The following is a 5,296-nucleotide window of genomic DNA, read 5'->3' as shown; positions in this document are numbered from 1 at the left end:
TTCAATCTGTGACATCCAATAGGGGCAAATTATTTAAACAAAAAGAATCTGGCTGACTCCATCAAAAAAGATCAAAAAAACAGAACCCTTTACAGGATTCTGCTTTTTACGTTTCATTAGTCTTCAACTTTAACGATTTCTTTCTTATTGTAGCTTCCGCAAGCCTTGCATACTCTGTGAGGCATCATCAGGGCACCACACTTGCTGCATTTTACCAGGTTCGGAGCACTCATCTTCCAGTTTGCACGTCTTTTATCACGTCTAGCTTTAGATGTCTTGTTCTTTGGACATATGGACATAGGTTACACCTCCTTAAATTTACTAAATATATCACTGATAGCTGCCATGCGGGGATCCTTCGGCTCCTCTGCACATCCGCAGGGACCGTCGTTGAGGTTTTTCCCACACTGGCTGCAGATGCCTTTGCAGTCTTCTCTGCAGAGTACCTTCAAAGGCCAGCTCATCAGTACCTCAAGATAGACCAACCGGTCCACATCCAGGTCCATTCCTGTGAGATAGTTGCTCTCATCCAGATCATTAACTCTTTCTTCATCTGTAAGCTTCATATCCAGCTTTCGCTCAATATGACACGGTATCTCCACTGCCACCTGCTCAAGACAACGGTCACAGGGCATCCCAACAGTCACAGAAGTGCTGCCTTTAAGCTCAAGAACCTTATTGCCAGTATTAGTAATGGTCAGTTCTACCGGTTTTTTCTCCAGTACAGGGAACTGCCCAAGCTGAAATTCTATTTTTTCAAGTTCCAGCTCTGCGCTGACCTGTATGGTTTTTCCCTCACAGGATGTAACATCTGATAAATGAATCTGCATAATTATCTCCTATTCACACTTAGTCAATTATACATAGGAGGCAACCCTTTGTCAAGGATTTTTCCAACTGTTACAACAATTCTGCTATTTTTTGTCAAAAATATCAGGACGGCTCATAAGCTCTAAAGGATAATCTCCCAGATGTTCCAGTTTAAATCCATTTGCTTTATATTTTTCATAATCAAAGGCATTCAGTTCATCACAGGCAAGCTTATGGAATTCATAGAAATTCGGCCAGTATTCGTAACCATCGCCCAGATTATGAGTCAGATATGCATCCGCAATATCACAGCCCATCTGAGGAGCCACATAAAAAGCACCCATAGCAAGAACATTTACTCCATTTCCTGTAATGGCACGAAGAGCTGCCGGAACACTTTCCACTACTCCCGAAAAGACACCCGGGCATTTGCTTGCCGCAATGTGGATTCCCATTCCGGTTCCGCAAAAGATCAGCGCACGCTCAAATTCACCTTCAGAGATCATAGAGCCTACTCGAAGACCGATCCGATGGAACATTAATTCTGTATCATCGTCTTCCGGAGAGCGTACTCCTACATCCGTCACAGTCCATCCATACTCTTTCAGATGAGCCACAACAGCCTCTTTCAAAGGATATCCTGCAAAGTCCGCGCCTACAAGTATCTGTTTGTCTTTTATGGTTTTCATCACATTACCTCCTGATCTCTTATTTTTATATCCTTTTTGTACTTCTATTCTGTAAGATAATCCAACAGATTTTTAAAAAGACGGTCATACCCTTCCCACTGGCAGAACTCCAATGGAGCCCAATGAGGAGAACAGTCACTGGAAAATACTGCTGATCTTCCTTTTCCATACTGACCTACTGCGATAAAAGGATCTCCGCAGATAGACGCGACCAATTCTGCTTCCGGTTTTACAATGCTTTTATTATATCCCAAAAGCCGCGGCCATTCTCCCTGGATTCCATCCAGAACCGGGTGCTCCGCCAGGATTGTTTCCGGGGAAATTCCTTCGCAGTGTTCCATTCTGTCATCATACGGAAGAAGCTGTACCGGAAGTACATCCTGTACTGGTGTTGCCCACCATTTTCCCTGCCCGCCGATTCCATTAAACGTCATATAACCGCCAAACATCAGAAGTGCTCCGCCCTGAAGGACATATTCTTTCAAAAGCTGACAGCGATTAGGAAACATTTTTCCGGAAGAAAATGTTTCGGAGGGAATGAGCAGCGTATCTGCGCCAATATCTGACAGGACTATGCAGTCATATTCCTGCAGTTCTTCTATGGTAAAAGGAAAGCTGTCATTTGCAATGTGATTGGGCATATAGGTCAGCTCATATCCGGCTTTTTCAATAGCTTTGTCGATCCAGCCAAGTCCTGTTTCATATTTTGCTGCCGAAAAGCTGTTAAATCCTTTTGTTTCTGTCTGGACTGCCATCCAGGATTCACCTGCAAATAAAACTTTTTTTGCCATAAATTGTCTCCTCTCTGATTATTTTGCTTTCTTAGGCTTCTGACTGAAATAATCGATCACAAGTGCCAGAATCAGAACTGCACCCCAGATCAGTGTTACATAATAAGTAGATACACTTCTGAAGCGGTTGATACCTGCTTCGATCATCTTCAGAAGAACGATTGCCGTGATCACTCCGGAAATTTTTCCTTTTCCTCCATTTGGGCTGACACCGCCAAGAACAATCAGAAGGATCGCCTGCATCGTATAATTGCTTCCATAATCTGCTCTTGCAGAGGAATATGTTGCAAGCATCATCAGTCCGCCCAATGCCGCACAAACAGAAGATGTGATATAGGTACGGAATAAAAGAGCTGTTGTATTGATACCCGAAAACTTTGCAACATGTGCATTGGTTCCATAAAGACGAAGTTTTGTTCCATAGGTGCTCTTTTCCAGCATAAGCCAGATAAGAAGAGCAACAACAATAAATACGATCAGTCTTCTGGGGATAAATCCCAGGAAATTACCGGAAAAGAAATCGCAGTACTGTTTTGGGAAAGAAGAAACTGCTGATCCATTGGTAACAACAATACATAAACCTGTAAGGAGCTCATTCACACCCAGCGTAGCAAGAATGGGCGGTACTCCCAGTTTGGAAATAAGAAACGCATTTACACTTCCTACCACAATACCAGTTAAGATAGCAATCAGGAATATTACCACTGAAAAAGCCATGGGCATAGTTCCATCTTCTCCGAAGAAATGAATCATGGTATATACACTGAGGATAGACGCCATGTTTGCTGTTCCAACTACAGCAAGATCGATTCCGCCGGTAATCATACAGAGCATACCGCCCAAAGCCATCAGTCCATACTCTGGAAACTGACCTGCCATGGTCAGAAAGTTTCTTCCTGTAAAAAACTTTTCTGCCTGAGTAAACATCATAAAGATCAGCCAGAGGACCATGATCATTAAAAGCCTGCTTACCTCTGGATTTTTTCTGTAAATACTTTTGGCTTTGTTCATTATGCCCCCTCCTTTACTGCTTTCTTTTTACTTCTGGAGGTCCTGGAAGACTGCAGGGCAGTCAGAGATACACCGATCACAATAACGAGACCCACAAACACATCACTCCATGTAGTCGGAATTCCCAGAAGGATCATGGAATTCTGTACCAGGATGATCAGAAAAGTACCAAGCATACATCCTGTCAGGGTACCTGCGCCGCCGGTAAGGGCAACTCCGCCCAGAACAACTCCGGCAATAATATTCATTTCCATTCCAAGCATGTTGGTAGGATGGCACTGTTGCATCATGCACACCCGGCAGATACCGCCAATAGAAGCGATCATGCCAATGATGATATACATGATAAATTTTGTCCGTTTCACATTAAAGCCTGCAGTATGAGCACTGAGGGCATTTCCGCCGATCGCATAAATACCGCGTCCAAAGATCGTATAGCGGAGTACAAAAAACATCAGACCACATACAATGATCAGAATAAGGAAGGTATATGGAAGTACAGAGCTTAAACCATTTACCTTGTTTGTGGCTGTAATAAAAGATGCTGTTCCAAACTCTTTCATTCCCGGAGGGATTACAGAAAGCTGATTTGCTCTTAAGGTTCCCTGCATAAATCCCTGGAAAATACTGGAAGTACCAAGTGTTACGATCATAGCATTCAGATTCAGATATCCAATAAAATATCCATTGATCGCGCCCAGAACCGCACCGATCAGCACAGCGATCAAAAATGCCAGGAATACGTTTCCTTCATACTCTTTATCAAGAAGAATCTTTGTTGTGGCATATGCAGAAAGGGATGCCAGCGCCGGAAAGGATACATCGATGCCTCCTGATATCAGCGCCATAAATTCCGCTATAGCAAACAGTCCCGGAACGATCATCGCACTTAAAAGGTCAACAATGTTATTACCGGTAAAAAACTGCCCGGAGCGGATCTGAACAACGATTCCCAGTACAATGATTATCAGAAATATGTAAGGTTCATTTGACTGAAATAATTTTTTTACTTTTTTGTTCATCTGCCCGCCTCCTACATCATATCGTCTATGATCATCTGTTCACTGACTTTTTGTGTGTCATACTCAGATCTGATCTTTCCGTTTTTGATAACCAGAACCCTGTTGCAGTTCTGGATCACCTCAGGAAGATCATCAGAAATAATTATCACTCCAAGTCCCTGTTTGGCAAGTTTCTGAAGAACCATATGGATATCATGTTTCGAACCAATATCCACACCTACCGTAGGTCCGTTAAGAATCAGGACATCCAGATTGCAGGCCAGCCATTTTGCAAGAACGATCCTTTGCTGATTACCACCGGAAAGAGTCGTTGCCGGATTGTCCGGATTTTTGGTTTTGATCTCAAGTTCTGCCACCCATCTTTTGATCTCTTCATCGCGTTTTTTCAGGTCAAACTGTCCATTTTTCTTCTTAAGTTTATCGATTTCGGAGATAATAATATTATCACCGATGGACTGTGTAAGGAAAAGACCTTCTGAAAGTCTGTCCTCAGGCACATAACCTATTTTTTGTTCAATAGCATCTCTGGGGCAGGTAACTTTTATAGGAGTTCCTTCTTTCAGAATCTGTCCGGAATCCGCCGGTTTCAGACCAAACATAGAAAGCGCCAGTTCTGTACGCCCGGAATCCAGGAGTCCTGTAATACCCAAAATCTCTCCTCTTCGCAGGGAAAAACTGATGTCTGAAAAAGCTCCTTCCAAAGTCAGATTTTTCAGTTCAAACACTGGCTTGTCCGACATATTTTCCGGTACAAAAATCTGGTCGTTAAATTCTCTTCCTGTCATATAGTAAGTAAATTTTTTATCATCCAGATCCCTGGTGCTTCCTGTTGCAACCATCTCTCCGTTTCGGAATATGGTAAAACGATCAGAAATTTCAAACACTTCATTAAGTTTATGACTGATAAACAGGATTGCAATACCCTGTTCCTTTAATTTCAAAATAATTTTAAACAATGCGCTTACTTCTTTTT

7 protein-coding genes are annotated in these 5,296 nt (G+C 42.6%); all 7 read right to left on the bottom strand.

Translation table 11 applies throughout. From position 1 onward, the window contains the following. Nucleotides 1-116 precede the first annotated feature (116 nt). Nucleotides 117-299, bottom strand: coding sequence for a 50S ribosomal protein L32 (gene rpmF / locus RDS42_RS12240; protein ID WP_177274295.1), 183 nt, complete (start codon nucleotides 297-299; stop codon nucleotides 117-119). Between the two features lie 3 nt (nucleotides 300-302). Then, nucleotides 303-830, bottom strand: a complete 528-nt coding sequence (locus RDS42_RS12235) for a DUF177 domain-containing protein (protein ID WP_308783907.1) — start codon at nucleotides 828-830, stop codon at nucleotides 303-305. An 84-nt stretch (nucleotides 831-914) separates the two neighbouring features. Continuing rightward, nucleotides 915-1,499, bottom strand: a complete 585-nt coding sequence (locus tag RDS42_RS12230; protein ID WP_308783906.1) for an RpiB/LacA/LacB family sugar-phosphate isomerase — start codon at nucleotides 1,497-1,499, stop codon at nucleotides 915-917. Between the two features lie 44 nt (nucleotides 1,500-1,543). Further along, entirely contained in the window at nucleotides 1,544-2,290 is a 747-nt protein-coding gene (locus RDS42_RS12225) for a glutamine amidotransferase (protein ID WP_308783905.1), read from the bottom strand. A gap of 18 nt (nucleotides 2,291-2,308) precedes the next feature. Continuing rightward, complete coding sequence (locus RDS42_RS12220; RefSeq protein WP_308783904.1) at nucleotides 2,309-3,301, bottom strand: ABC transporter permease; 993 nt, start codon at nucleotides 3,299-3,301, stop codon at nucleotides 2,309-2,311. Beyond that, nucleotides 3,301-4,323, bottom strand: coding sequence for an ABC transporter permease (locus RDS42_RS12215; protein WP_308783903.1), 1,023 nt, complete (start codon nucleotides 4,321-4,323; stop codon nucleotides 3,301-3,303). Before RDS42_RS12215 ends, RDS42_RS12220 begins: the two co-directional genes overlap by 1 nt. 11 nt (nucleotides 4,324-4,334) lie before the next feature. After that, nucleotides 4,335-5,296 (bottom strand): sugar ABC transporter ATP-binding protein (locus tag RDS42_RS12210; RefSeq protein WP_308783902.1); only part of this gene is annotated, 962 nt, incomplete at its 5' end.

The organism is uncultured Blautia sp. (assembly GCF_902497045.1).
In the GTDB taxonomy this organism is placed as follows: Bacteria; Bacillota; Clostridia; order Lachnospirales; family Lachnospiraceae; genus Blautia_A.
Note: the sequence above shows the minus strand (reverse complement) of the source record. Positions and strands in the feature narration are given on the sequence as shown.

Coding starts and splice junctions, on each gene's coding strand:
- rpmF (WP_177274295.1), bottom strand. CDS start 299: ATGTCCATATGTCCAAAGAACAAGACATCTAAAGCTAGACGTGATAAA.
- RDS42_RS12235 (WP_308783907.1), bottom strand. CDS start 830: ATGCAGATTCATTTATCAGATGTTACATCCTGTGAGGGAAAAACCATA.
- RDS42_RS12230 (WP_308783906.1), bottom strand. CDS start 1,499: ATGAAAACCATAAAAGACAAACAGATACTTGTAGGCGCGGACTTTGCA.
- RDS42_RS12225 (WP_308783905.1), bottom strand. CDS start 2,290: ATGGCAAAAAAAGTTTTATTTGCAGGTGAATCCTGGATGGCAGTCCAG.
- RDS42_RS12220 (WP_308783904.1), bottom strand. CDS start 3,301: ATGAACAAAGCCAAAAGTATTTACAGAAAAAATCCAGAGGTAAGCAGG.
- RDS42_RS12215 (WP_308783903.1), bottom strand. CDS start 4,323: ATGAACAAAAAAGTAAAAAAATTATTTCAGTCAAATGAACCTTACATA.